23 protein-coding genes are annotated in these 23,954 nt (G+C 46.5%); 9 read left to right on the top strand and 14 right to left on the bottom strand.

Annotation, left to right across the window (positions count from 1 at the left end; genetic code table 11):
* The first annotated feature begins 196 nt into the window (after positions 1-196).
* From ACJJIB_RS08200 to ACJJIB_RS08175, 6 genes are all read left to right on the top strand, one after another.
* On the top strand, positions 197-736 hold the full coding sequence (locus ACJJIB_RS08200; protein WP_444888520.1) for a hypothetical protein: 540 nt from the start codon (positions 197-199) through the stop codon (positions 734-736).
* 1,009 nt (positions 737-1,745) lie between these two features.
* On the top strand, positions 1,746-2,285 hold the full coding sequence (locus tag ACJJIB_RS08195) for a hypothetical protein (RefSeq protein WP_444888519.1): 540 nt from the start codon (positions 1,746-1,748) through the stop codon (positions 2,283-2,285).
* Between the two features lie 278 nt (positions 2,286-2,563).
* Positions 2,564-3,088, top strand: coding sequence for a hypothetical protein (locus ACJJIB_RS08190; protein ID WP_444888518.1), 525 nt, complete (start codon positions 2,564-2,566; stop codon positions 3,086-3,088).
* Between the two features lie 232 nt (positions 3,089-3,320).
* Positions 3,321-3,854 carry a hypothetical protein gene (locus ACJJIB_RS08185; RefSeq protein WP_444888517.1) on the top strand — a complete coding sequence of 178 codons (534 nt, stop codon included), beginning with the start codon at positions 3,321-3,323 and terminating at the stop codon, positions 3,852-3,854.
* A gap of 468 nt (positions 3,855-4,322) precedes the next feature.
* Positions 4,323-4,868 carry a hypothetical protein gene (locus ACJJIB_RS08180; RefSeq protein ID WP_444888516.1) on the top strand — a complete coding sequence of 182 codons (546 nt, stop codon included), beginning with the start codon at positions 4,323-4,325 and terminating at the stop codon, positions 4,866-4,868.
* A 72-nt stretch (positions 4,869-4,940) separates the two neighbouring features.
* The gene (locus tag ACJJIB_RS08175) at positions 4,941-5,462 is read left to right on the top strand and encodes a hypothetical protein (protein WP_444888515.1); all 522 of its coding nucleotides are present in this window, start codon (positions 4,941-4,943) and stop codon (positions 5,460-5,462) included.
* A gap of 362 nt (positions 5,463-5,824) precedes the next feature.
* Here ACJJIB_RS08175 and ACJJIB_RS08170 read toward each other — a convergent pair whose 3' ends face one another.
* The 4 genes from ACJJIB_RS08170 to ACJJIB_RS08155 form a co-directional block, all read right to left on the bottom strand.
* Positions 5,825-6,286 (bottom strand): THO complex subunit 7 family protein, encoded by a 462-nt coding sequence (locus ACJJIB_RS08170; RefSeq protein WP_444888514.1) that lies wholly within the window; start codon positions 6,284-6,286, stop codon positions 5,825-5,827.
* Positions 6,287-6,611: 325 nt separating this feature from the next.
* A complete protein-coding gene (locus tag ACJJIB_RS08165; protein WP_444888513.1) occupies positions 6,612-7,928 on the bottom strand; it encodes a sodium ion-translocating decarboxylase subunit beta in 1,317 nt (438 codons plus the stop codon).
* A 19-nt stretch (positions 7,929-7,947) separates the two neighbouring features.
* On the bottom strand, positions 7,948-9,735 hold the full coding sequence (gene oadA, locus ACJJIB_RS08160; protein WP_444888512.1) for a sodium-extruding oxaloacetate decarboxylase subunit alpha: 1,788 nt from the start codon (positions 9,733-9,735) through the stop codon (positions 7,948-7,950).
* A gap of 56 nt (positions 9,736-9,791) precedes the next feature.
* The gene (locus tag ACJJIB_RS08155; RefSeq protein WP_252085251.1) at positions 9,792-10,025 is read right to left on the bottom strand and encodes an OadG family protein; all 234 of its coding nucleotides are present in this window, start codon (positions 10,023-10,025) and stop codon (positions 9,792-9,794) included.
* Positions 10,026-10,616: 591 nt separating this feature from the next.
* On the opposite strand from ACJJIB_RS08155, the gene ACJJIB_RS08150 reads away from it, so the two are divergent.
* On the top strand, positions 10,617-11,636 hold the full coding sequence (locus ACJJIB_RS08150; protein WP_444888919.1) for a tRNA dihydrouridine synthase: 1,020 nt from the start codon (positions 10,617-10,619) through the stop codon (positions 11,634-11,636).
* Between the two features lie 18 nt (positions 11,637-11,654).
* Here the strand turns inward: ACJJIB_RS08150 and ACJJIB_RS08145 are convergent, their stop codons facing one another.
* The 10 genes from ACJJIB_RS08145 to ACJJIB_RS08100 all read right to left on the bottom strand — a co-directional run bounded on the left by ACJJIB_RS08145 (position 11,655) and on the right by ACJJIB_RS08100 (position 21,503).
* Complete coding sequence (locus tag ACJJIB_RS08145; RefSeq protein WP_444888511.1) at positions 11,655-12,467, bottom strand: outer membrane lipoprotein-sorting protein; 813 nt, start codon at positions 12,465-12,467, stop codon at positions 11,655-11,657.
* Positions 12,460-13,674, bottom strand: coding sequence for an ABC transporter permease (locus ACJJIB_RS08140; protein ID WP_444888510.1), 1,215 nt, complete (start codon positions 13,672-13,674; stop codon positions 12,460-12,462). The genes ACJJIB_RS08145 and ACJJIB_RS08140 overlap by 8 nt, the downstream gene beginning before the upstream one ends.
* On the bottom strand, positions 13,662-14,345 hold the full coding sequence (locus ACJJIB_RS08135) for an ABC transporter ATP-binding protein (RefSeq protein WP_444888509.1): 684 nt from the start codon (positions 14,343-14,345) through the stop codon (positions 13,662-13,664). Before ACJJIB_RS08135 ends, ACJJIB_RS08140 begins: the two co-directional genes overlap by 13 nt.
* A 23-nt stretch (positions 14,346-14,368) precedes the next feature.
* A complete protein-coding gene (locus ACJJIB_RS08130) occupies positions 14,369-14,977 on the bottom strand; it encodes a hypothetical protein (RefSeq protein WP_444888508.1) in 609 nt (202 codons plus the stop codon).
* A gap of 335 nt (positions 14,978-15,312) precedes the next feature.
* Entirely contained in the window at positions 15,313-16,641 is a 1,329-nt protein-coding gene (locus ACJJIB_RS08125) for a gluzincin family metallopeptidase (RefSeq protein WP_444888507.1), read from the bottom strand.
* Between the two features lie 12 nt (positions 16,642-16,653).
* Positions 16,654-17,007 carry a glutaredoxin family protein gene (locus tag ACJJIB_RS08120; protein WP_444888506.1) on the bottom strand — a complete coding sequence of 118 codons (354 nt, stop codon included), beginning with the start codon at positions 17,005-17,007 and terminating at the stop codon, positions 16,654-16,656.
* 353 nt (positions 17,008-17,360) lie between these two features.
* Positions 17,361-18,422 carry an Ldh family oxidoreductase gene (locus ACJJIB_RS08115; RefSeq protein WP_444888505.1) on the bottom strand — a complete coding sequence of 354 codons (1,062 nt, stop codon included), beginning with the start codon at positions 18,420-18,422 and terminating at the stop codon, positions 17,361-17,363.
* A gap of 122 nt (positions 18,423-18,544) precedes the next feature.
* Positions 18,545-19,306, bottom strand: coding sequence for a LytR/AlgR family response regulator transcription factor (locus tag ACJJIB_RS08110; RefSeq protein WP_444888504.1), 762 nt, complete (start codon positions 19,304-19,306; stop codon positions 18,545-18,547).
* Positions 19,294-20,316 (bottom strand): sensor histidine kinase, encoded by a 1,023-nt coding sequence (locus tag ACJJIB_RS08105; RefSeq protein ID WP_444888503.1) that lies wholly within the window; start codon positions 20,314-20,316, stop codon positions 19,294-19,296. The genes ACJJIB_RS08110 and ACJJIB_RS08105 overlap by 13 nt, the downstream gene beginning before the upstream one ends.
* Positions 20,317-20,324: 8 nt before the next feature.
* On the bottom strand, positions 20,325-21,503 hold the full coding sequence (locus ACJJIB_RS08100) for a TonB-dependent receptor (RefSeq protein ID WP_444888502.1): 1,179 nt from the start codon (positions 21,501-21,503) through the stop codon (positions 20,325-20,327).
* Positions 21,504-21,991: 488 nt separating this feature from the next.
* On the opposite strand from ACJJIB_RS08100, the gene ACJJIB_RS08095 reads away from it, so the two are divergent.
* The gene (locus tag ACJJIB_RS08095) at positions 21,992-23,578 is read left to right on the top strand and encodes a VCBS domain-containing protein (RefSeq protein ID WP_444888501.1); all 1,587 of its coding nucleotides are present in this window, start codon (positions 21,992-21,994) and stop codon (positions 23,576-23,578) included.
* A gap of 14 nt (positions 23,579-23,592) precedes the next feature.
* Positions 23,593-23,886 (top strand): hypothetical protein, encoded by a 294-nt coding sequence (locus ACJJIB_RS08090; protein WP_444888500.1) that lies wholly within the window; start codon positions 23,593-23,595, stop codon positions 23,884-23,886.
* Positions 23,887-23,954: the final 68 nt, after the last annotated feature.

Here is a 23,954-nt window from a genome sequence, read left to right as displayed (position 1 = left end):
AACACATTTAAAAATAGGAAAGCACTCTCAGCCAATAGTACATACCTCCCGATTTAACTCTGAAAACACAAAGGAAATACCACCTTTTATTTTTTATGGCTATTATTTTTTAGCCAAAGCACCCTGACTATATCTCTCTCGCAACCGGCTTTGGCGCTTTGATATAAGTGTTATTGTTTATACAAGGAAGTTTCAAATGAAGGTTTTCACCCCCAAAGTAATGGCCTCTATAGCCGCTGTCGGGATAGCCCTTGGTTCCTCAACATCAGCGCTCTCTCAAGCTACGGATTCTGAGACCAGCATGATTACGCTGACTTTTATGGAAATGATTGATATTGCTTTTGTTGACAATATCACCATTGCAGACCCCACACCCGGAGACCCGGCAGTAGGTGTAGATTTCTTCTGTGTTGCCGGTACTGGTTTTAGCACCTTTAGCATTAACTTTGAAAACCCAACCACTACAGGGCCAGACTTTTTATTAAACAGCGCCAATTCAACTCCACCTATTATGTACAATGTATTTTTTAAGAATGATCTAAGCCCTGGTCCTGGAATGCCTGTCACACCCAATGTGCCTATTCCAGGAAATATACTACAGGCAAGTGCCTGCACGGCTCCAAGCACAGATGATAATGCAAAATTTGATGTTGAGATTCCATTTCCGGAATGGAATGGTAGAGAGGGGGATGGACCTTTTATGGGATTACTAGAGATAACGGTAACTGCTGAATAATTTCAGCAGTTACTTATGGTTGCATCAGGATCTCTTTCTGGTGCAACCATTAACAAATAGAAAGGTGAGCTCAACGGAAGAATGTTCTTACAATTATCTAAAACTGCCAGAAACACCTTGAGAAAAACCACAAAATAATCTAATTACATTTCTCTCAAGCCAGCATCCACTCCGGATACATCACTCACAGTAACAGACTTTTACGCATCTGCCTGATCATTCATCAGTATTGAAGCATTAAAAGCTGTAAACCCATCAACAAACATGTTTGGCTTGAAGTTGTCTTGTGGACCTTGCACTCAAGAGCAAGCTGAAGGGATTTCCTTTCTGAATACTTTCTGGAGAAGACTCCAGTTTTGGGAAGAGTAAGCCACTTGATTGAGGGCTTGGTGAAAGCTTCTCAGACCCTTCGATCAAAGCGTTCTGCTTAACTGGGAATAAGTCTTTTTATATGGCAACTTTGTTTCATCAAAAAAGAGAGCTGAAGCAGGAAAAACTAAGCTGGGCAAGAGTACAAAGTGGATGGTGGTGGTCTATAGCGAGGCGACTCCATTGGAAGGCTCCCTTACTTCGGCCTCACCAACAGAAGCAAATTTATTGCATCTGCAAGTGGACGCCACCTCTGAAAATACAAAACTCGACGCCTAGCGTACGACAAACCTGCAGATTCTGATCTGTTAGGCTATAGCTTGACCCATTGTGAAACTGACCTAATTTAACCTCACCTCACCTCACCTCACCTCACCTCACCTCACCATTAGAATCATACAAAACAACATTGCAATAAGATTAAAACCTATCAACCATCTAGCGCACAAAGGCAATAAGAAATCTTTCTCAATAATTAGTACATTCCTCCCGAATCACCTACTACAGCAAGCTTCCTACAGGATATTTCCAACTTAACGACTATCATTTTCTAGGCCAGAGCACTCTGAACCAGATCAATCTCATAAATTGCTTTGGCGCTTTAATAAAAGTGTCATTGTTTTTTACAAGGAAGTTTCAAATGAAGGTTTTCACTCCCAAACTATTGGCTTCTATAGTCGCTGCCGGGATAGCGCTTGGCTCCTCCTCATCGGCGCTATCCCAAGCCACAGACTTCGAAACCAGCATGATCACGCTGACCTTTACGGAAACAATTGATATTGCTTTCGTTGACCCTGTCACCATTTCAGATCCTACACCTGGGGATCCTGCTGTAGGGGTAGATTTTTTCTGTGTCGCCGGCACTGGTTTTAGCACTTTCAGTATTGAGTTTTTTAACCCAGCTGCTACTGGCCCAGACTTTTTGCTGGAAAGCGCCAATGCGACCCCGCCAATTATGTATGATGTTTTTTTTAAGAATGACCTAACTCCTGGACCGGGCTTGATGGTAACGCCTGCTGTACCTATTCCAGGCAATGCTCTACAAGCAAGTGTCTGCGCAACCCCAGCTGCGGATGATAATGCGAAATTTGATATTGTCATTCCTGGCCCAATATGGACAGGCAGAGAGGCCGATGGTCCATTTACTGGTCTGCTGCAGATAATGGTAACTGCAGAGTAATTCTCACCAGTTGGCATTAGTTGCATCAGGATCTATCCCTGATGCAACCATTAACCACAAAAAAATCTTGGATCAGACCCACATGAATAACATTAATAAAACCACCTGCAATCACCAAAAAACTCAAAAGCACCATTTTAAAACAACCCATTCAAAACTCTAAAAAAGCAACCAGTAAAAACTCTAGATATGCATATCATTAACTGAATCCTGTGCTTATCTATTATTCTCTATCAATATAACAGTGATATCGTTACTCTTACTAAAGGGAATTTCCAATGAGTTTCCACACTCTAAAAAGTGTCATACTAGCGATTTTATTTATTCTCATAGCTACCTCATCCCCACATTCTCTTTCGCAGGCTCAGGGTAGCGGACAGAGCTTAATCTCATTTGCAATCAATGAGTTCATTACAATAGAAGATGTAGACGATATAAATCTCAACCCAACTCCTGGGGCCCCCGCCCAGGGCACAGATTTATTCTGTGTTGCCGGCGATGGATTCCCAGCCTTCAGCATTATATTTACAGGCTTAGGCACAGGCACCGGAACACCATTTATTCTGCGAGGTAGGCAAGGAGCAGTATTGAACTATCAAGTCTTTTTCCAAAATGCCACCTCGGGGGGGGCTCCAATTGCAGCTTTACCTGGCGTACCTATCACAAATAATACACTTCAAGCAAACAACTGCATAAATAACAATGCGCTTTTCAACGTCTTAGTCCCCGCTTCAGAGTGGGAACCTGTGGCAGGCATGGCTCCATTTAGGGGTAGGCTATTAATTACTGTGGAATCAGAATAAATACCAAAGTTATTAGGTATAAACACTGAGGATATAAACCCATACAAATAATTTTGCACCAGGAGGGTACTGCCTCCAAACATAACATAGAAACCGCCCCTTTCAACTTATTCCTTGGATTAACAACTATTATTTTTAGACCAAGGCTACCTCAACAAGCTTCTAGGCTTGCCATGTGTTTTGGTTTTTTCTCAACAGAAGTGTTGCTGTTTTCTACGCAAGGAAGTATCTGATGAACCTTTTCACCTCCAAGACATTTTTATCAACCGCTTTATTTAGTCTGACACTCTGTTCAGCGACATCTGCACTATCTCAAGCAACTGACAGTGCACAAAGCATGATCACCTTGACTTATATGGACGCCATTCAAATAGCAAACGTAGATAATGTACCCATCCAAGCCCCCCCAGCTGGATCTGGAGATTTTGCAGCGGGATCGGATGTTTTTTGTGTTGCAGGAACTGGCAGCTTCACCAGCTTTGGTATCACATTTGCTAATGCAGGCACAGACCCCAGCTTTTTCCTCCAGCCCAGTGTTACCGGTGCAAGCCCAATGGCCTATGAAGTTTTCTTCTCAAATAGTACTCAGGGACAAGGCACCATGGTTACGGCCGGAGTCCCCGTACAAGGCAATGTCATCCAAGCCAATAACTGTGCAGATGATAATGCAAGATTTGACGTTAGAATTCCCCCAGCAGAATGGGAAGGCAGAGCCGGTGATGCTCCATTTATGGGCATGCTGGTAATTACAGTAGAAGCGGAATAAACGCATATTAAATATATGCAGATTGAGCGGCCCTCTATCGTTGGCTAGGATTTAGCGTTCATTAAATCTTAGGCAATCAGCAAGGGCCCCATCATTTTCAAATAGCGGACAATAAATTTTTATTACATAGATTTCACCTCAAAATCATGCATTAAAACCTCTCACATGCCTACTGAAATCTCTCCTTAGAGGGACAGACGCAATCACTCCCCCTAGGTAAAAATCGGAGAAAAAGAAAAGCGCATTCAATATGGAAAATTAAAATATACAAAAAGAAATAAGAAATAAGAAATAACTCCCACCCAATGGTAAACCTTTCCCAAAATACGACCAAAAACAAAGATAAAACCACAGCTTATATTTTCACAGCTATCATTTCTATAACCAAAACAACTGACTCACTGCTCTCATAGAGTTAGCTTTGGCACCTTTCATATAGGCGTTATTGTTTTAACATGGAAGTTAAACATGAAAAATACTGCCCTTAAGTCACTGATCCCTATTGTTGCTGCAGGCATCGCATTTATATCCCCGACATTTGCACTATCACAAGCCACAGACTCCGAAACCAGCATGATAACGCTGACTTTTACAGAAAATATTGATATTGCTTTTGTAGACAATCTAGATTTAGTGGCCCCACCAAGTGGCACACCTCAACCCATTCTCGCTGAAGACACATTCTGTGTGGCCGGAGTCGGCTTTAATTTCTTTAGCATTACTTTCACCAATCCTGCTAGCGCGACAGGAGACTTTCAACTAATGCCCTCCGTAGCTGGAACCGCGCCAATTAATTACGAAGTGTTTTTTAAAAACGACACATCTCCAGGCCCAGGGGTTCCTGTCACTCCCAACGCACCCATTGGGGGAAATATGATCCAAGCAACTTCTTGCCCAGACATTAGCTTCAACAATGCAAAGTTTGATATTGAAATCCCTTTCTCCCAATGGGATGGCAGAGATGCAGATAGCCCATTTACAGGAATGTTACAAATAACTGTTGTAGCCGAATAAATTTAATCCCCAGTTAACTTTTTCCGGTATTGCTTAACGCAATTTTCACTAATTTTTCAAAGGAAGATACATATGAAAACCAAATGTTCAAAAATGTTCCTCTCCATTGCTACAGCCTGCTTAGCTATGGGAGCAGCCAACGCTGCGCTATCTCAAGCCACGGATAGCGAAACAAGCATGATCACCTTGACATTTTCTAATTTTATTATCATAGAGAATGTAGATCCAGTCACTATTGCAGATCCAGCGCCCGGAACCGATGCAATGGGATCAGATACCTTCTGTGTTGCAGCAAGTGGCTTTGGTAGTTTTAGCATCACATTTGCTAATGTGGGCTCAGACCCAACCTTTCTCTTACAAAGTAGTAATGGCACAGGACCAATTTCGTACAATGTAGCCTATGCCAACAGTACTGGTGGGCCAGCACAACAGGTAATGGCTGGTATACCTCTGCCCGGGCAGGGAATACAGGCAAGTAATTGCTTTAATGACAATGCACGATTTGATATTGATATCCCATTCTCAGAATGGGATATGAGACAACAAGATGGGCCTTTTACAGGTACGTTGTTGATTACAGTTGAGGGGCAATAAGACATTTGAAAGTTAACATTTTAGATACACCAGACCTAGAGTCTGGTGTATCTAAAAATCATTTATCCAATTTACCAGGCGCAAAAAAATTATAATTTTAAGCCAAAAACATAAACCAAGAATTCAATAAAATCAAAGCTCACGCTCCTGATTTAATCAAGCACTACAGCCTTGCTTTATAAGTTAACGTAAGCATTATTAGCGGTCGAAAAAGCCTTTAACCCTAAAACAGAGAAATATATAGCCACCACCCTACACTGAAATTTGGCCTTAAAACGACGTATACTTCATTGGCCTGTAAAGCTTCCTTTGAAATGGCCCAGATCTCTCCCCGAGCTTCTTAAGTTCTAGTGAACCTAGTATTACTCAGCTGAACAGGTAATTCTATTTTCAAAACAAACACCGCCTCGTGTAGAACAGGTTTCCAGTAGTTTGCCTTTGGCCTCTACCTCAGAAAAGCCTTTGGAGTGCATACCGCCAGCCCGCATATCTTTCATATAGCAGGCCCATCTGGGGCGTTCCTTTACTGGATGGAGAACGACATCTGGTTGGGCATTGTTAGATTGACCTTCTACCAGGGCCTGTAGGTCCACAATCAGATCCTGCATGGAGCGAATATCTTTGCGCAACCTGACAACCTCTTTCTTGAGTTTGCGCATTTCATCCGCCTCTTGATTTTCATCCTTCAGGGCATGTACTTCTTTGCGAAGTTTTACCATCTCTCTTTTAATCTCGTGCAGATCTTCAGCGGTGCGATGATTGTCGTGGGCCAGTACAGGAGAGGAGAATAGAGCAAGGGAAATTAAAAGCGGCAAACTACGCATGGTCTTACTTCCAGTAAAATTTCTTATTACAAGCCAAAATTCGGGAAGGAATATAGCGCAAAAAACCTTAACTCAAAATGAATCGTGTCGAGCACCCATTAATACTACCCACGCAGCTCTTGAGAGAATATGTAGTAAGAAGCCATTTAAAAGCATTCAGGGAGCTAGAGAGCCGTATTTTGTTTGCCTATCTATCGAAAATTAAACAGGTAAATAGATATTCCTGACAAATACCTTGCAAATACAGCCATATTCCACTTTAAATTTTATCAAAGAAAAAGGCGAACCGAAGTTCGCCTTATCAGGAATGGCTTTGTGGGCCAAGTCAGCTGCCGGTTAAACTGCGTACCATGCTGATCATGACTCCCGCAGCAACCGCAGAGCCAATAACCCCAGCCACATTCGGGCCCATAGCGTGCATCAGCAGGAAGTTGTGCGGATTGGATTCGAGCCCCACTTTATTGGATACCCGTGCAGCCATGGGCACGGCAGATACACCGGCAGAACCGATCAGTGGGTTTACCTTGTGCTTACTGAATACATTGAGCAGTTTCGCCATCAATACCCCTGCGGCAGTACCGATGGCAAAGGCCACGATACCCAGGGCGAGGATTCCCAGAGTTTTGGGGTCAAGGAATTTATCTGCAGCCAGTTTCGAACCGACCGAGAGACCTAGGAAAATCGTGGTGATATTGATCAACGCATTCTGAGCAGTATCCGAAAGGCGAGACACCACACCACACTCACGCATCAGATTACCGAAACAGAACATTCCCAACAGCGGAGCTGCAGCGGGAAGGAACAGGGCAACCAGAATCAGCAGCAACAGCGGGAAGGTAATTTTCTCGCGCTTGCTTACATGACGCAGCTGCACCATCTCGATTTTGCGCTCCTGCTCTGTAGTGAGTGCACGCATAATCGGTGGCTGAATCATGGGCACCAATGCCATATAGGAATAGGCTGCTACCGCAATCGCACCCAGCAAATCAGGGGCCAAAATGCTGGAAACGTAGATTGCTGTAGGGCCATCTGCACCGCCGATAATACCAATGGCCGCGGCATCGGCGATGGAGAAGTCCATAATCCCCGCAACTGAGAGCCCGACAGCACCCAGTACAGTGGCAAAGATACCGAACTGTGCCGCCGCACCCAGGAACAGGGTACGCGGGTTAGCGAGCAGCGGGCCAAAATCGGTCATGGCCCCCACTCCCATAAAAATCACCAACGGCGCTACACCCGAAGCAATAGCTACAGAATAAAAGTTATACAGCATGCCGCTGCTGAAACCAGCATCGCTGGCAAACTCTGCGGCCTGTAGCTGCACCGCAGCCGGGGCAGCACCCAGGGCAGCTTTTAAATCCTCGAGACTGGCAACAGTATCCAACCCCAAGATCTGGGCCATTTGGGCAAGAACTGCTGCATTTCCCTGGGCCAATGCGGTCTCTGCTGCAGAGAGTGCCAGATCTGCTCCGGGAATATTGGCCAGGATACCGCCGAAGCCAATTGGCACCAGCAACAGTGGCTCAAAGTTTTTGCGAATAGCCAGAAACAGCAGCCCCAATCCAACAAAGATCATGACCAGCTGCCCCGGCATCATTTGTGCGATGCCTGAGGACTGCCAAAGCGTGAGTAAATTATCCACTTGCGACTCCTACCCCAATCTATGCGATAGACAGCAGGGCATCACCCACCGCCACGGAATCGCCCTCTTTTACCGCTACGCTGGCAACATTGCCACTGCGCGGCGCACTCACTACGGTTTCCATCTTCATGGCTTCGAGCACAATAATGGCCTGGCCCTCGCTGACCTTGTCACCAGGCATCACCATCACCTTAAAGATATTGCCCGCTAGGGGCGCATTGACCGGCTCACCACCAGTGGCTGGAACCGAGCTGGCTGGACTGGCTGCAGGGGCGGCCGCACCTACCGGGGCAATATTGGTCAGATCGCCACCATCGGCCACTGTCACGGTGTAGCTCTGGCCTTCCACAGTGACCGTATACACCTCTTCCCCGTTGTCATTTTTCACTGCGGCGTTTTCATTGCCAGTAGGCACTGGCTCAAAGGCATCGGCGTTGCCGCGATTTTTCAGGAACTTGAGGCCGATTTGTGGGAAGAGTGAATAGGTGAGCACATCGTCAATCTCACCTTCGCCATTGGTCAGGGCAATGTCCTCGGCCCCGGCTTTTTCCTGTAACTCCAAGGTAAGCCTGTCCAACTCTGGAGCGATCAAATCCGCAGGGCGACAGGTCACTGGCGCTGCGCCTTCCAATACCTTCACCTGCAACTCCTGATTCACTTCGGCAGGGGTCGCGCCATACTCCCCTTTCAAAACGGCTGCCGTTTCTTTAGAGACAGATTTATAGCGCTCACCGGTCAGCACATTTAATACTGCCTGGGTGCCTACAATTTGTGAGGTGGGCGTTACCAGGGGGATATAACCAAGATCCTGGCGTACGCGGGGAATCTCTTCGAGTACCTCATCCAGTCGCTCACCGGCGCCCTGCTCGCGCAGCTGGTTTTCCATATTGGTCAACATGCCACCGGGCACTTGGGCCACCAAAATACGCGAGTCCACGCCTTTAAGGGAACCTTCAAATTTCGCGTACTTTTTACGCACCTCGCGGAAATATGCAGCAATTTCTTCGAGCAGATTAATATCCAGACCGGTATCCCGCTCGGTACCTTCAAGCATGGCAACCAGTGTTTCCGTGGGGCTGTGGCCATAGGTCATGGACATGGAGCTGATGGCGGCATCCACATTGTCGACGCCCGCCTCGATACATTTGAGCGCGGTGGCAATAGAAAGACCCGTAGTCGCATGGCAATGCAGATGGATGGGAATATCCACCGCCGTTTTAAGGCGCTTTACCAACTCGTAGCCTTCGTAGGGGCGCAATAGGCCGGCCATATCCTTAATGGCAATGGAGTCCGCCCCCATATCCTCAATCTGGCGCCCCAGCTCTACCCACAAGTCCATGGTATGTACCGGGCTCACGGTATAAGAGATAGTGCCCTGAGAGTGCTTATCTTGTTTTTTTACCGCGGCCAGGGCCGTCTTCAGGTTGCGCATATCGTTCATGGCATCGAATACGCGGAAGACATCCACCCCGTTGACCGCAGCACGCTCAACAAATTTTTCCACGACATCATCGGCGTAGTGGCGATATCCCAGAATATTTTGCCCACGGAACAACATTTGCTGCGGGGTGTTGGGCATGGCTTTTTTTAATTCGCGAATCCGCTCCCAGGGGTCTTCGCCGAGATAGCGAATACAGGCATCGAAGGTGGCGCCCCCCCAAGATTCCAGCGACCAAAAGCCGACTTGATCGAGCTTTTCAGCAATCGGCAGCATATCGTCCAGTCGCAGGCGGGTGGCGAATAGTGACTGGTGGGCGTCACGCAGGACTACATCGGTAATCCCCAATGGCTTTTTAACCTCAGTCATGGGTTATCTCTCTCGGCAGAAATTATTGGATGTTGTAATGAAGCGAAATTTGGCGATTAACGTTTTTTTCGATGTTGTTCGATGGCCGCCTTGATAATGGCGTGCAAGCGGGCATTGTCATCGTTACCGCTAGCGGGCGGAGTGGCGACTGGCTCCGCTTCGGGAAAGTGGCGAGTAATAATTCGGGACATGATACCGGTGCCTATCACCAGTAACAGCAGGAAGGTAAAAACAATTCCCATACCGAACAGGGTAATGTCCAACCCCTGTTGAAGTAGCGTATCTTGCACTCTGTATCCCCCTAAGCCTTCGGATAATAAAAGGTTAATATCCGGGCGATTATTCTTCGGCCTGTGGCCGTTTATTGTTAAGCAGCCACTATGCTTGGGCGCCTATAAAAACTGCCAAACAGCAACGCTAAACTTCCGCACAATTCCCAGCTTGACCAACACCAAGCCACCCCAACTGCAATCCCCAAAATTCTGCGACTGAGCGCAGTGATCTAATTGGTAACCTGCCTGGCTGGCAACCCATTTACGCCCGGCAATCTAGTCTTCAAGCTGGGCAAATACAACCTAGTTGGCGGTTCCACCCCGACAAGTAACCATACTATCTACTGCCAGAGGGTTTTTCTGCAGCATGGAAGTGCAGTCAATTTTCTATTATCAATACAAGTTGCTTTTAAAATCAAACACTTAATGGTTTCAGTGGCAACGATGGCGCATGGTTCATTGCGCCCCTTATTGGTGCAAACACACTCGAATTTGAGTTCAAATCTCCTATTAAAACTACCAGCCGAATGATCATTGTTACGGAATAGCGATCACTTGCTGATAGAATATGCGCCAACCATCACACCAATTTTTCCTATTTCCAACTTTATGACCGATAAGACAATTTCCCTGCAGCCGAAGATTTACCAGGCCCCCATGGAAGGTGTTATCGACCACCATGTGCGCAGACTGCTTTCAACGATTGGCGGAGTCGATATCTGTGTAACCGAATTTGTGCGTGTTACAGATACCCGCCTACCCCGCAGGGTTTTTACTCGTCTGTGTCCGGAGCTCTTGGAGGGCGCCAAAACGGCCAATGATGTCCCGGTACGCTTGCAACTACTGGGCGGCAATCCTGAGGCCATGGGCATCAATGCCGCCAAAGCGGTTGCAGTGGGGGCAAAAGCGATCGATCTGAATTTTGGTTGCCCAGCCAAGTCGGTCAATAACAGCGATGGGGGCGCCTGCCTACTGCAAAGCCCACATCGGGTAGAGGCGATTGTCGGCGCTGTGCGCCGGGCCGTACCGGATCACATCCCTGTCACCGCGAAAATCCGCCTGGGGTTCAACGACCGCTCTACCTATATGGATAATGCCCTGGCCGCAGCCGCCGGTGGAGCCAATGAGTTGGCGGTTCACGCTCGCTCTAAAGTCGATGGCTACAAGCCTCCGGCCTACTGGGAATATATCGGTGAGATTCGGGAAAAACTACAGATTCCAGTAGTCGCCAATGGCGATATCTGGACACTGGCGGAATTTCAGCGCTGCCACGAGCAAACCGGTTGCCAAGCCTTTATGTTTGGCCGCAGCCTGTTGGCAAGGCCTGATTTGGGGCTGCAAATCAAGGCCTTCTGCGCCGGAGTAGAATATCAGCCGATGGCATGGCCGCAGATTGTCGAGTTACTCTGGGGTTACTATCAAATTACCCGGGAAGTCTACCCGGCCAAGTATCTGGGCAACCGGATCAAACAGTGGCTGGCCTATCTCAAGCTCGCGTTTCCAGAGGCCCAGGTATTTTTTGAGAAACTTAAACGCCTGCGCGAGGCTGAGGCTATTGAGGCCATTTTTTCCCAGGAATTGGAGTCACCCCAGGAAATCATTAACCAGAAAGCTATTGCAGCCGCTTAATAGCGGCTACAAAGTTCGTTAAAGCTCAGCAGTTGACTGGCGACTTAGGTAAGCCGGGTTGTAATACTTTTCCGGCAAATCATGGGCCTGGACACTCTCATAAATAACCCGCGTCTCGGTGCCAGTATTGATCGTATCCTGCAGCCGCATTTCCGCCACTACCTGCCGCCCCTCTCTTTGCCCTGAGGTAAAGTGCGCAATCTTAGCCAACTTGCCGGATTTCAGGTAAAGCTCGGCTTTTACCGGAAAATTACTTTTGCTATCCACCCACAAGTTAATACGCTGATAACTGGCCCCTTTGGTTTTAGCGGTAAGGCTCAAACGGTTTACCAGCTGATCCTGTAATGTCTCCTGCCCGGCATAAACGCCCTGATAATCCTCACTCCAGGTAAGTGTGGCCACATCCCCCACCGATGCCCCCCCCAACAATTTTTGCATGGGTGTAATCCGTATAGGGCGGCGGCTGCGCGGCATCAGCATCCAATAGTTATCCTGCAGCATTAACATTTTGGTGCCCTCCTCTCCCTTGCCTTTGAATACCACCAGAGATTTGCGCTGTGGGCGGGTGTACACATGGTAATTACCCATACTGTCCAGCTCGCCATTTTTGTAGACCTGCACCTCAGTGACTACTCGCGCGGAATTTTCTTGCAGACGGTAAAAATCGGCTTTGGCAAGCATGCCATCCACTTGCTGCGTGGTGTAGATAATCTCGTTGCTGGCCCCGCTATTGGTATTTAGTGAATTGGCCAATGCCATTGGAGCCATTGCTATTACCAGAGCGCTGCCCAAAACTTTCCAAGCAGTTTTTAGTTTCGCTAACTTATACATGTACCAATGCCTCTGTTATCGGTTTGTTTACACCTTTGCGCGCTGCCATAAAGGAAGACAGAACACAGATTGCCGCTACTGCTAACGAGATCATCCAAGCAAGATTCATTGAGAAATACACCACCAGGGGATAGCTCTCGGTTTTACCGGGAGGGGGCGGCATGGTGACTTCAAACACCATCAAACCCATACTCACCGCAGCTGCCAGCAAGATGCCCACGATCGCTCCTACCAGGGACAACACCAATGCCTCCAACACAAAGCCCAGCAGTAATTCGGCGCGGGACGTACCCAATGCGGAAAGAGTGCCGATCTCACGGGTTCTTTCTGTAACCGACATCGCCAAGGTGTTGAAGAGAGAAACAAAAATCACCATTGCCATGATCACGCCCATCAGACCAAAAATTCGGTCGTAAAGACTTTTCACCCCTTGGTAAAAGAAGGCGCGATCCTCCCAGGTGGTAATTTCCAACTCGGGAGCCTGCTCAGCCAGACGCGCCTTTAATACTTCGGTGTCTTCCAGCTCATAGCCGTACAGGTGCATGGTGCTGACTTTTTCACTATCGAGAATAAACTGAGCAGAATTTATCGAGAGATACACCTGACGCTTATCCATGTCAGGAACACCAGTTCCAAAAACACCCTGTACTTTAAAATCCAGTGCGTTAAGCGCCCCATCTACAGTCGTAGACATCAGGGTGATATAGTCCCCGGTTTTTACATTCAGATTTCTGGCCAGATCCTTGGCCAGCATAATCTGCGGATCGGTAGGATCTTCATTCTTACTCAGAATGCCACCTTCGGTCATATTTAAGAAAGGCCCTTTTACCCGAAACTCGCTCGGCAAAATCCCCTGCCCCAAAAATATGGTCGACTTATCGCCATTGGAGATCAAGCCATTCAAATAGATACGTGGTTGTACCGCCTTAACCTGGCTATCGGTCAATAAGCGCTTTCTCAATTCGTCGGCATTTTCCAAGCCATTTTGTAATGGATACTCTTCATCGCTATTGAAATATCCCGGCTGGGTAAACACCAGATGCCCCTGACTGCGCGCCGCGCCTTCTTTCAGGGATTTATAAGTGTATAGACCAAAGCCCCCTGAAGTCATCAGAGCCATCACCACAATAGCGACAATTGCGACGGTCAAAAGACTGCGGCGGCGGTTGCGTAATAAATTCAAAACTGCCAGTTTTAAGCGACGCATGGGGCTTCCTCCTGCAAAATCACACCGTCTTGTAAATTGATCACTCTGTCACAGTGCTGAGTCATACGATCATCGTGGCTGGCCACAATAAAGGCCGTTTTCTGTTCCCTGCCAAGGTATTTCATTAATTCAATAATCTGCTGAGCCGTTACACTATCCAAGCTAGCGGTGGGCTCATCAGCTATCACCAATTTGGGCTTGTGCACCAGTGCTCGAGCTATCGCCACCCGTTGTTGTTGGCCGCCGGAGAGGCGGTCGGGGCGATATCGGGCAAACTCGGCCAAACCCACATAATCCAACATCTGCATTACCCGCTGTTTAACCTCTGCAGAATCCACACCATTGAGCTGTAATGGGTAGGCGACATTTTCAAAGGCACTCATCACCGGAACCAAATTAAATTTCTGAAAAATAAACCCCATCTGAGTGCGACGTATCTTCATTGCCTGCTGGTAGTCCCTGGTCATTAATTCACCGGCAAAATGCACCACACCGGAATAATCTTGGTCCAGTAAGCCACAGATATTTAGCATGGTACTTTTACCGGAGCCTGAGGGCCCACAGAGGGCCACCATAGTACCGGGGCGAATGGCCAAGTTGACATCTCGCAAAGCCTGGTGCTTTATTTCACCTGTTGTATAGGTCTTTTCTATATGTGTCAGCTGCAACATCGGTCTTTCTCCAATCCCAATTACTACTCAGTATCCAGCTTACAAAGTGCCTGAGCCCCTCTTGTATTGACCTTTGCCTGCCACTCACTTTTCTGATCTGACTTTTCACCCAAATCCGCAGCCTCCAGGGCACCACAGTAGATCCAACTCACTGCCTGTACCGGCATGTGCGACAGACGCGGATCATTCATCAGCTCCCCATAGAGCTCAAATCCTCGATCAAAAGCATTGAAAAAAGCAGGTACCTTGGTAAAAGTGGTGGCCGCAATCCCTTTAAAAAGCAAATCCCGGGGCACCCCCCTAGCCGAGCGGCCAGGATTTTCAAGCTCCTCCAACATCAATAGGGCTTTGTCCATACGGGCGATCCCATTTTCTGCATAGCTCACCTTCTTCCAAGGCAACCAACTCTCCTTGGCCATCAGAGTCTCACTGGCACCCAGGTAGAATAGGGCTGCAGGGTCTGTGGGATCTTGCTGCTGGGCAACTTTGAAAGCCTCGTAAGAAACTTCAATGGCATCCCCACCCTGCTGCGCCGCCTTGTTATATAGCCCTTCTAACTGCGCATCCACTGCGGCAAAAGCGGAAGTAGACATACCCAGTTGAATCAGTGCCGCTGCAATAATCTTCTTCATGATTTCTCTCCTTGCGTTTAGGTTGGGAGCAGATTAGCGCTGGTTATGGAGGGGGTCTTGATCGTGCGACAAAAGGGGAAGGAGAGAGATAAACGGGGAATCTTTGGGCTGAATGGAGTTAGAAGCCACAGATAAGTGGTAAATGGCGAGGCGTAAACTATTTTGGCAAGTTACTTCCTAGTAGGTGGTACAGCAGAACCAGTTAATTGATATTGTCCCTAAGCGACCTCTCAAATCAGCTCGAACACATATATAAAAATTAGGTCCAACATATTTAGAGGGTAAGCCCAAACTCACCCATCTGTAAGAAAACCTTAGTATTGAAAAATTGATTATTAGGTACTGTCAGCTACCAACTTGCTAATAAATTTTAAAGCAGAGAAGCCAGGGGTGTTTAATTTTTCTAAATTTTTAACCATTGCTGACGGTAGATAAGGCTTGGCTGCAAACAGAAATTGAGCCGCCCCGGCCGGTGATTCAGTTGAAATCTTAGAAGAATAGAGATTCCATAATTCATAAATGGAAATAGAGCCCTGCTCTTTCAGGTATGTATCTATCGCATTTATAATCAGAAGACCGCAATTATAGTGAATGCGTGGATTCTTACGTGACGCATCCAGATAAACCGGATTTTCCCCCAGGCTGGCAAGGCATTTCTGCTCTGCTTGCTTTATCTTCTGTGACAGATAACCCTTAGAAAGGATACTCTCGAACGCCAAACCGGCAAAATAATCAGCCGCTCCCTCATGAAGCCAGGAGTCAGCTGTATCTATAACATCTGCGCCCTCTCTCTGATATAAATGGGCAACTTCATGGGAAAAAAGCCAAAACAATTCATCGACATCAATTGCCTCAACAACAGACTTCTTACCATACCAATGCATAAATATCTGGCCTGGCAGAGTTCCACCTTGATGACCATGTCGACCATCGTCTGTAGAACTAAAAGAAGCAAACAACGCGGGCCTATAGCCAAGTGTGCCCATTTTATCAGCAAAGAAATCCATCAACTCAGGCAACTGAGTGCTCATCTGATGTTGCAGCTTCTCTGGTAGAAGTTCATCGATCACACTTACAAAGTGATCACTCTGTATCGGTTCTCCATGACCAATATAGACCTTGCTGCCTTCATCGAAAGCCGCCCACTCAATACTTCCCTGATAGATCCTGCCATGCAGGATAATATTGTCAGACTCGGGAGCAACAATCGTCAAATACCACTTCTTTAGGCTAGGTTCGCAAGAATCTGCGCAGGAAAAAAATCTCCCCGTATGCAATAAATAACTTCCATCCGAAAACGGGGAGAAAGGGGCATATTCCTTGGGGAGGGCCGTATAAGTTGGGGTAAGATGAAAAGTAGCTTCTGTAAAGGCACTGCCGTCCTCACGCACTAAACTCTCTTCCTCATCAACAAACTCAAACTGATACCCGTTAGAAGTAGGAATCCAACGCTTGCTTCTTGAGTTATCCGGAGAGCTTTTAAAGGCGAGCTTCTTTATTGGCTTTTCTGACACAAAGGTAACAAACCAGTTACCATTTCCCTTCTTTTCCAGCTTGGTGCTAATAGTATTTGCAACTGCTATAGAGCTGAATCCTAAACAGCTACATACCACAGCCATAGTAATTGCAAGGGCTATTGTACGAAACGATTTTTTTATTATCATTCTCAACCTTAATCACAAAAAGCTTGTGCTCTGAGTTTTTGAATAAGCACTTAATATTTTTTTAGCATTATATCCATGAATTACCTCTCCATTAATAAGCAAGACAGGAACACCTTTGCCACCTAGGCGATTATACTGAGACCTGCCCTGCTGGGACTTCTCAATATCATACTCATAAAATGGTATATTGTGCTCTCTCATCAATTCACGTGATTTCTGGCAATAGCCACACCATTCGGTAGCGTAGAGAATAACCTCACCCGGCCGCAGAGAGGCGTAATCCGGAAGCGGATTAAAATACAGCGCTATCTTATCCCACTTTTGAAAAATCAACAGAGCTACAGCCAAAATCAACACATTCCTCATGCAAAGACCCTATAAATCAAAGAATCAGGCAAACAACCTCTTAGCAGCTCAACAACAATTTTAGAAAGTAGAAGATAAGCCCGCAATATGTACCAACTTAGGTGGTTCAGCATTTTATGTATAAGACCCACTAGGGTGATTATGCAAGATGTTCACCATCAACTTTCCATGCTCACTCATAACATCCTTACAAATATCAGCCCTTGAGCCACTCTTTTTTATTACATCCTCTTAACGTCCCCACCGACACACTATCAGGCGCACCAAGGGGTTCGCCTTTAATGTAGTGTTGAGCTGATGCTTTTGCTGTAACTAAAGTGATCACTCTAAGAGAATGAATTTGTCTGTAAAAATTAGCTCTTAGTTAATACAGAGGGAAGGGGGACTTGTAATTTTTCAGCCCAGGGCTGAAGATCCTTGATAATAGAGGGATATAACTCTACCCCATCACGCAATTGCCGTGTTCGATTCGCCCAAGCACGCTGGCCGGGCACTCTTACTGGCTCATCACTATCACTGCGGTTTTGCTCCCAGAGGTTACTTAAAGCAATGGTTTGACGAAGAAAGTCTGCTTTTGCCCCAAAAGCCTGGGGATCAATTATCTGTAAGAAAACCGAGTTGGCCTCTTTATCGTGTTTGGCTGAATCATCGTCACGGCCATAGCCTCCAAGTGCCATCGACAACACCTCCAACATCGCACTTAGTGCCGCCCCCTTGTAACCGTGATCAGCACCACCAATCGGTAAAATACTGCCACCATTTTTGAACGCCGAGGGATCATCGGAAATCTTGCCATTATGATCTTTAAGGCAAGCTGAAGGCATTTTCCTACCCTCTCGCTTTGCGCGTGACACATGGGCACCAGCTGTGATAGACATACTCACATCAAACAACAGAGGGTAATCTCCGGCCGGAGCCGCAAATGCCAGGGGATTCGCAGAGAACAATGGATCAATTCCCCCTTGAGGCGATACAGTATTTTCTCCCGGAGTTGAACAGGTTAGGATCGCCACATAACCCGCTTCGATTACCTGAGGTAAATAGGCAGCTAGGCAGGCAATATGCTGGCTGCGGCGAATAATAGCGGTAACGACACCCTGTTCAGATACTCGTGATAACGCCTGTTCAATGGCTTTGCTAAGCACCCAGGGACCAGGTAAAAATTGTGCATCCCAGTTAAAACAGTTACCCCTATCGGACAACACTTTGGGTTCACCACTAAGCTTGGACTCACCACTTTGTAACCACTCTAAATTGCTCACAACCCGGTGCAAGCCATGGGTGGTAAAACCGAGCAAGTCTGCCTGCAAGAATACATTAGCGATTATGTCGGCCCTGTCCTTAGCGAGCCCCACACGCTGGAATAAAGCACTGGCAAAATCTCTTAATTCTGTGGAAGAGTAATAATCTTGCATCCTGACTCCATGTCATTCTTAGTTAGGACAATAAAGAACCGGCGCTTACTGTGAACCGGTTATAATTAATCCGCCTTACCACCTTAAATTTATTCTCTCTATGTAACAAACAAAAAATACATTCACATAGATTTAAACATTGCTGCGGCCCTACGGCTCACAGAAAACTTTTGCCCATCATCCATAATTACCGTAGCTGAGCCCGTCAGCCCTCGGTTAATCTTATCGATTCGCTTAATACAAACAATCGTTGATCGGTGTATCTGCCAAAAAAGATCAGGCTCCAACTGCATCATCAATTCCTTAAGCGGTGTGCGTATAATATGCTGGCCCTGGTCTGAGTAAACAGTGGTGTACTTGTCCTCAGCGACAAAAGCCGAAATTTCATCACAGGAGATTAGGTGTACATCCTCTCCCTTACTAGCCCTGATCCAGCGTAGATATTCCGGCTTACCGACATTGAGTTGCTGCAATAAAGCCGCAATATTCGGACTCACTTGCGCCTGCTCTTCCGCTCTACTTTCCAGACGCTTCTTGATACGTTCGCAAGCTAACTGAAGACGCTCATCATCAATGGGCTTCAACAAATAATCTACGGCTTCCTGCTCAAAAGCATTTACTGCATATTCATCATAGGCAGTAATAAAGACCACTACGGGTTTGGTTTCCAGCTTGTTAAGCGCGGAAGCAACCGCAATACCGTCCAAACCCGGCATACGGATATCGAGAAAAATGACATCAGGCTGTTCTTTCTGGCAAAGAGTTAATGCCTCCTGACCATCAGCTGCTTTACCAACTACCACAAGTTCCGGAAAAACATCAGCCAACATTTTATCCAGATGATGACGCAACAAGGGTTCATCATCGGCAATTATTGCGCGCATGGAAACTCCAATCTAGCGGTAACCCCGCCCAGTTGATTGCTACTTATCTGCAGCTTGCCTTTTTCCTGGTATAGAGTGGCAAGACGCTCCTTGATATTATTTAAAGCCAAACCATTGTGCTTGTTTGACTTTGACTTATTGGTTGCAGCCTGCAAACCAATTCCACTGTCCTCCACTTCTATGATCCACTGACTAGCTTTCGTAGCCACCCTGAGACAGACCAACCCTCCTTTCTGTGAAGGTTCAATACCATGGAAAATGGCATTTTCCACCAATGGCTGTATTAATAGGGGCGGAACTTCCGTTGAAGGGTTAACGGTTTCTGCCAGTTCGACCCTATACTGCAAGCGCTCACCCAGTCGGATTTGCTGAATAGCCAAATAGCTTTCAAGACTGCGAAGTTCATCTTTCAGGGACACATAGTCAGAACGCGATTTATTCAAACTAAAGCGCAAGAGATCGCTAAAATTGTCCAGTAATAGCTCTGCCTTCTGTGGGTCGTGCCTAATCAGCATCTTAAGATTGGCCAGTGTATTAAACAGAAAGTGAGGTTCTATTTGACTTTGTAATACTTTCAGCTGGCTTTGCACCAGAGTTTTTTGTTGCTGGGCCTGTAGTAACTCTGCTTCCTTGCGCTCAGTCTCCAGCTTGTGGGACTGTTCACGATTAAGATAAAACTGGTAGAGTAAAGTCGTCAAAAAGATTGCCAGAATTAGTGAGTAAATCAGGGCATTAACCGCAGGAAAAACTCCAAAGCCAGAGACCCACCACCAAACATTAATAGAACCCAGCACCGTCGTTGCCGAAATGGTTACTGCATACTTGAGTACATGTGGCCAATTGGGCTTTAGGTGGAGCATAAGCTTGCGCGTAGAAAAAGCAACAAAGCCATAGGTTAGGGATATACCAAAATTGAGAGAGTAACTCCCTCCCCACACTTGTTTAGTGATTAGGGCCACAACAATACAAAGAATCAATATACGTAAATATTCACTGAGTAACTTCACCATGATTCCTTTTATATCTTCATGTTCGCAGTCAAAGTAACAAGGGTTTCATTAGGCAATTGTGTAAAATACGATTTTTTAGCGCCGCCAAAATACCTTATTGATGCGCCAAGAGTCCAATCGCCCTTCATTTCATGGTTAATACCAGCAGTCAAAACCATGCCTCTATCGCCAGGGGAATATAAAATATCCAATTTGGGATTGTAATTGTGATTAGATAAGCTCCAGTGCATCATCAGGTTATGTCGATTGCGTGCTTCGCTTAAAAAAGCTGCAGCAGAAGCATATCTGGTAGCATCCCACACTTCCCCCTGTTCACGATACCAGTTGGCATTGTCTGCAAGCCTTTGCCAATCGCGAGTATGCCACGCCCTGCTATCAAACCAGTATTCAGCGATGATTGTATGCCCTGCGTTATGGGTCCAGGTCATGCCCAACAGAGCCTGCCAGCCATCGCTCTGTTCTCCCTCTCGGGGTAAAGTGCCAGCTCCTGGAGAACCGGGCTTTAGCCATTGACGATAACGCTGTTGGTAACGGCCTTCGCTATGTAATTCCCATGACTCCCCACAGGTCGTAACCCAGCTGGCGCCGATATTCAAGCCACGCTGATCATCCAGATAACCGAGTAGTTGCCATTCACTCACACCTTTCAGCTGGTACCAACGTGCAGCCAAACCTCTCGGAAGCTCTTCATTAATCAGTTGACTAGCATTAGCATCTACCAACATCAGGCTCAGCTCTCCACTTTCTGTGAAGCGGCTGGCTGATACGACGGCAACGCCCTCATCAGCCCGCAGAGATACCGGGTTGCGCTCCATAGGCAGGAATAGATCCAAAGGTCTGTGAGCGTAGCTAACACCAAAATCCAGGCGACGCTTACCTGCAAGCAGGTCCCACCCGAACCTATCCCCCTGCCAAAATAACTCTTCCACAACAAGTTCTGATTCCTCACCAGCGCCACTACCTGCTTCATGCAGCATGGAAACCTGTCCTTCCCAGTCCGATACCTGCAGCGCACCTTGTAATTTAGCTTGGCGCTCATAACCTGACCCAGAATCGAAGATGGCACTTTTCGATTGATTCTTAGCGCTAACAGCCATTGCCAACTCCCACTGCTGAGTAAGTGACTGAGCATTGAGCTCACCCACCAAAGACAACATCAACAGCAGCCAAAAAGTATTCCTTTTCATCATCACCTCCAACTTGTTAGAAGTAATTTAGCAACACGAGTAGTTGTCTCCAGCCCAAGTGATGAGTGGTCTCCATAATGGACAGGCCGTAGATGGTTGGGATAAATGGTGGATAGCGGCTAGTAATGGCTAGCGAGTGACGAATAAAGCTGGCCAATTCACAGATCAGTAATGAGGCCACCATCATCAATTCTGAACAGCAACCAAAGTGATCTGTGGGCCATAACGCTCTATATCTAAACGCTCTGTCACCCAGTGCAAAAAGTCTCTCTCTTCAGGCCATCAGAAGTGTTCCTCTAGGAACCCTCCTGTGCTCACCAAACCACAAAATAGGCACATAAGAAGTGAAAATTTTTAGCTTCCCGCGACGAAATCAATAAAAAATACTCTTTAAATCACAATTGGTGGAACCGTACCAGTTGATAGGAGTCCATCTTTTAACTCATTAAACACCGGCTATGACCTTATAGAGATAAATTGGGGGAACAATGCCTGGTCCACTTAAAACGTTTAGCGCTCTCACATTAACCGTAATTCTGGCCGCTTGTAGTGGAGGCTCTGGAGGCAGTAATAATTCTGATAATAATAAGCCTAATAATGAAACAAATGGCGGATCTAACACCGGCACAGATGCCGATAACAACAATGATAATGATGGGGGCAACACCGATACTGGCGACTACAGATTCAATCCTAGCATTCCGCTAAGTACATTAGTGGTAGGAACTAGTGAATATGCACAGGGTACACTGCAATTAGAGGATACCGATAGTACCAGCCCCACCTTTCAGTCTGGGACTTATGCCGGAAAGTATGGTGACTTCAAACTATATGACAGCGGCAATTGGGAATACCAACTGAACAACAATGCCAACGATTTAAACAGCGGCGCCTCGGTAGAAGATACTATCGTTTTTTCTCTCAGTAACGGAGATCAGCTAAACATAACTTTTGCGATCCAAACGATTGAAGCCACCCAAAATAGTATCGTTTTTATATTGGTGAATTTTTCCGATGCCGCCGTAACGGATGATGTCAGCATCTCCCAGCTTGCGGATATGACATTCAACGCTACCGACTCCCTCGATAACACTTACAAAGAAAACTCACTGGGTCAGCTAAAGTTCCAGCGCCATCTCAGCAGCAATAATTCTCTAGCACAATATTGCTATGGTGAGGACAATAAAGAAGAAAGCTCTATTGACTGCTTTATATACAGCATCCCCGACAATCAAAACGGAGGGATTTTAAGTGTTCAAAATGCTCAGAACCGTGCCACAAGCTCTCAGGATGGGCAATATTCCGATGGAGGTTATACTTGGAGAGATAACGCAAGCCGCTGGGTAGAAAGCAATTTTGTCGATGCCAATAATCGCCCAGTAGACCTCAACGCATGGCGCCATCGAGTATTTATATTCCCAACCGCCGCTTACAATGCCGGGTTAGTTGGTACAGGGGTCGCGGCGGTCAATGGCCGCTGGAGTATCGTTACTGCAGATAGCGATCAACTAATTATGGGGCATGAACTGGGTCATAACATTGGTTTAGGCCATGCAGGCAATGATAACAACAACGATGGGGATACCAGCGACCGAGGGGAAAGTGAATATGGCGCTGCCGCAGCCTTCATGGGCAATAGCTGGCAGTCACGCTTATTTGGCAGCGCTCATAGGGACTTTATGGGTTGGTACAACAGCTTCCCTGGCTATTCCAAATCTGTTTCTAAAAGTATGGGGAATGCTTCAGAGGTTCAAATTCAGGCTATCGAACTTACCGCCGGCGAATTAAATAAAACAATGCCACAGATTATAAAGGTGGAGAGTAACGGTAGCAGCAATCGAGAAAATCACTATTTCGTGGAATATCATATTTCCCACCCCATCCTAAACCCTCGTTCACAGCAAGATAAGGCCGTAACTGTACATTATCTGAAAGATGACACCGCCAACCAAGTGGCCACTCTTGAAGAGCCCGGCAGCAGCTTCACAGATTCGGCTGCTGGAGTCACCATAGAGTTTAAATCCAGAAGTGATGAAATGAATACTGCCACCATTTCAGTAAGCTATACAAATTAAAGAGAGAAATAGCAATGAGATACTTACTCACAATAATTTCGACCTTACTGTTCATTCCCACCGCCTCTGGTCAGGAAACTATAACGGGAGTACTGGAAGAAGAGGTTTCAGAAAATTTTAAGACAGGAAAAATTGATCATCGCTTTTCCATCAAAGATGAAAACACAGGGCAGTATTATTTTATAGATGCCAAGGAGATCAAAAAAAAGGGCATGAGATCTGGTGAACGAGTCAGAATACGAGGAGAAAAACAAGAGCGTCGTCGGCTTCACATCAAGGAAACCGAGAGAATCATTTACGAAGAATAAGCACGTAATATCCAGCTGCTCATAAATCTACGCCAGGGCATATACTTCATCAAAATAGCCCTGGCGAC

It is taken from the genome of Microbulbifer mixtoriginis (SeqCode) (assembly GCF_052467705.1).
This window is presented reverse-complemented; position numbering and strand designations above follow the sequence as displayed.

What these genes read in the sequence shown, in the direction of transcription:
- ACJJIB_RS08120 (WP_444888506.1), bottom strand. Translation starts at nt 17,007, where the DNA reads ATGAGGAATGTGTTGATTTTGGCTGTAGCTCTGTTGATTTTTCAAAAG.
- ACJJIB_RS08110 (WP_444888504.1), bottom strand. Translation starts at nt 19,306, where the DNA reads ATGCGCGCAATAATTGCCGATGATGAACCCTTGTTGCGTCATCATCTG.
- ACJJIB_RS08200 (WP_444888520.1), top strand. Translation starts at nt 197, where the DNA reads ATGAAGGTTTTCACCCCCAAAGTAATGGCCTCTATAGCCGCTGTCGGG.
- ACJJIB_RS08185 (WP_444888517.1), top strand. Translation starts at nt 3,321, where the DNA reads ATGAACCTTTTCACCTCCAAGACATTTTTATCAACCGCTTTATTTAGT.
- ACJJIB_RS08090 (WP_444888500.1), top strand. Translation starts at nt 23,593, where the DNA reads ATGAGATACTTACTCACAATAATTTCGACCTTACTGTTCATTCCCACC.
- ACJJIB_RS08125 (WP_444888507.1), bottom strand. Translation starts at nt 16,641, where the DNA reads ATGATAATAAAAAAATCGTTTCGTACAATAGCCCTTGCAATTACTATG.
- ACJJIB_RS08105 (WP_444888503.1), bottom strand. Translation starts at nt 20,316, where the DNA reads ATGGTGAAGTTACTCAGTGAATATTTACGTATATTGATTCTTTGTATT.
- ACJJIB_RS08095 (WP_444888501.1), top strand. Translation starts at nt 21,992, where the DNA reads ATGCCTGGTCCACTTAAAACGTTTAGCGCTCTCACATTAACCGTAATT.
- ACJJIB_RS08100 (WP_444888502.1), bottom strand. Translation starts at nt 21,503, where the DNA reads ATGAAAAGGAATACTTTTTGGCTGCTGTTGATGTTGTCTTTGGTGGGT.
- ACJJIB_RS08140 (WP_444888510.1), bottom strand. Translation starts at nt 13,674, where the DNA reads ATGCGTCGCTTAAAACTGGCAGTTTTGAATTTATTACGCAACCGCCGC.
- ACJJIB_RS08175 (WP_444888515.1), top strand. Translation starts at nt 4,941, where the DNA reads ATGAAAACCAAATGTTCAAAAATGTTCCTCTCCATTGCTACAGCCTGC.
- ACJJIB_RS08180 (WP_444888516.1), top strand. Translation starts at nt 4,323, where the DNA reads ATGAAAAATACTGCCCTTAAGTCACTGATCCCTATTGTTGCTGCAGGC.
- ACJJIB_RS08195 (WP_444888519.1), top strand. Translation starts at nt 1,746, where the DNA reads ATGAAGGTTTTCACTCCCAAACTATTGGCTTCTATAGTCGCTGCCGGG.
- oadA (WP_444888512.1), bottom strand. Translation starts at nt 9,735, where the DNA reads ATGACTGAGGTTAAAAAGCCATTGGGGATTACCGATGTAGTCCTGCGT.
- ACJJIB_RS08190 (WP_444888518.1), top strand. Translation starts at nt 2,564, where the DNA reads ATGAGTTTCCACACTCTAAAAAGTGTCATACTAGCGATTTTATTTATT.
- ACJJIB_RS08115 (WP_444888505.1), bottom strand. Translation starts at nt 18,422, where the DNA reads ATGCAAGATTATTACTCTTCCACAGAATTAAGAGATTTTGCCAGTGCT.
- ACJJIB_RS08135 (WP_444888509.1), bottom strand. Translation starts at nt 14,345, where the DNA reads ATGTTGCAGCTGACACATATAGAAAAGACCTATACAACAGGTGAAATA.
- ACJJIB_RS08145 (WP_444888511.1), bottom strand. Translation starts at nt 12,467, where the DNA reads ATGTATAAGTTAGCGAAACTAAAAACTGCTTGGAAAGTTTTGGGCAGC.
- ACJJIB_RS08130 (WP_444888508.1), bottom strand. Translation starts at nt 14,977, where the DNA reads ATGAAGAAGATTATTGCAGCGGCACTGATTCAACTGGGTATGTCTACT.
- ACJJIB_RS08170 (WP_444888514.1), bottom strand. Translation starts at nt 6,286, where the DNA reads ATGCGTAGTTTGCCGCTTTTAATTTCCCTTGCTCTATTCTCCTCTCCT.
- ACJJIB_RS08150 (WP_444888919.1), top strand. Translation starts at nt 10,617, where the DNA reads ATGACCGATAAGACAATTTCCCTGCAGCCGAAGATTTACCAGGCCCCC.